Annotated in this window: 2 pseudogenes; both read right to left on the bottom strand. The window is 54.4% G+C overall.

Annotated features, from left to right (window positions below):
* Positions 1-455, bottom strand: a pseudogene (locus tag AC1DVH_RS30895) (hypothetical protein); the annotation flags it as partial.
* Positions 456-500: 45 nt separating this feature from the next.
* Positions 501-1,532: pseudogene (locus AC1DVH_RS30890) on the bottom strand (site-specific integrase).
* Between the last annotated feature and the right edge of the window lie 17 nt (positions 1,533-1,549).

Genomic DNA, 1,549 nt, shown 5'->3' with positions numbered 1-1,549 from the left:
GGCTGGCGTTTTCTGGCCCCGCTGAACATCTGGGTGAGGTCGGCGAAGAAACTGATGGCTTGCCGGTGAGCGCCGCGGTTGACCACGGTGCGGGTCAGCGCCCGAATATCGTGTTCGGACACACTACTCACCGCGGTCTTGCCAAGTGCCGGGAATAGGTCCTTGTTAAAACGGCGCTGCAACTCGGCATTGCCGTCTTTGCGCGCCACGCCATCCAGCAACCAGGCCTTGGCCAGATCCTGGACCGTCAGTGTTTGCACCTTCGTCGTTTTTACTTGTCGGTGGAAACCTGTAGCAACGCTCAATACTGAGCCTGCTCGCAGACTGAGGGTACACATAGAGGTAGAAAATTTTTCGAACTCAAAATTTCCCTTTATTTTCAATAAGAAAGAGAAATGTTCGATTCCGGCTTCGGCACCATATAAATCAAGGGTTTGCGAGCGAAAGCTAGGCAAACCCTTGTTCGTTTCTGGTCCGCAATTATTGAATTGGTCCGCAATTCACTTGGTTGGTGAGACTTTCTTCCCCTTACGGTTTCGGATGTACTGCTCAGTCATTACGACGGTTGTATGCCCAAGTTGATCTCTGGCCTGCAAAATGTCGCCGCTTGATTCGGCCTTGTCAGTGCCAGCTTTAGCGCGTAAGTCGCGCATTTGGAACTCGGACTTTGCGACCCCGGCCGCTTCTCTGGCTAAGTCAAATCTTCCCCGCAACATCGCCACCGACATTGGTGTGCCATCCTCTGTAACGATCAGCCGCGTCGAGCGGACCTTGTGTCCTGACTTCCGGGACACAATTCGATCAATCAAAACCTTCAACTCACCAGTGATTTCAATTCGTCGCTTGGCGTTTGTCTTGCCCTGGAGGACCCATATCAGCCCTTCGCGGACGTCTCGCTCATCCATCAATCGTGTGTCTGTCACCCGTTGACCTGTCAAATAAGCAAGGTCCATCGCATCCCGAAGACCAACATCTGCTTTCTCGTACACGCGCTTGAACAGTGCATCCTCGAGCTAGATGTCCCGCCCCGTCTCCTTGTTGCCCTTTATCCCGGCGCAAGGATTGGCGAGTGCGGTATAGCCAATATCACGGGCGAAGTTCCAGATTGCACTGAGCAGGGCCTTCTCCCTGTTGGCACGCACCGGAGCGGCCTTACGCCAGGTAAGGTACTGGCGGACATGCAGCGGCTGGATTGTTTCGAGTGGGGCCGGAGGGTCGTCGAAAAATGACATCAGGTTTTTTAACTCCCTGACATTGTCCTTTTGTGTTGCTGGTTTCTTTGATGGCACTACGTCGACCAAATACTTCTCGGCCACGTAACGGAAGGTGATCACCTTGGCCACCAGGTCGGTGGCGGTGCGATCACGCTCGAGTTTCGCGTACTCCATGATCGCCAGACCGTAATCGCTGCCCAGCGGAATTTCTTTGCGGTCCTTGCCGCCGGTGTCGTAGTAGTAGAAAACCCGGCCGCTGGCTTTCTTACGCTCTCTCAGCCGGGCGATTGATCCGGGTTTGCTTGGTCGTCGTCCCATGTCAGCTAGCCTTGCGT

Source organism: Pseudomonas sp. P4_C3 (assembly GCF_056402075.1).
This window is presented reverse-complemented; position numbering and strand designations above follow the sequence as displayed.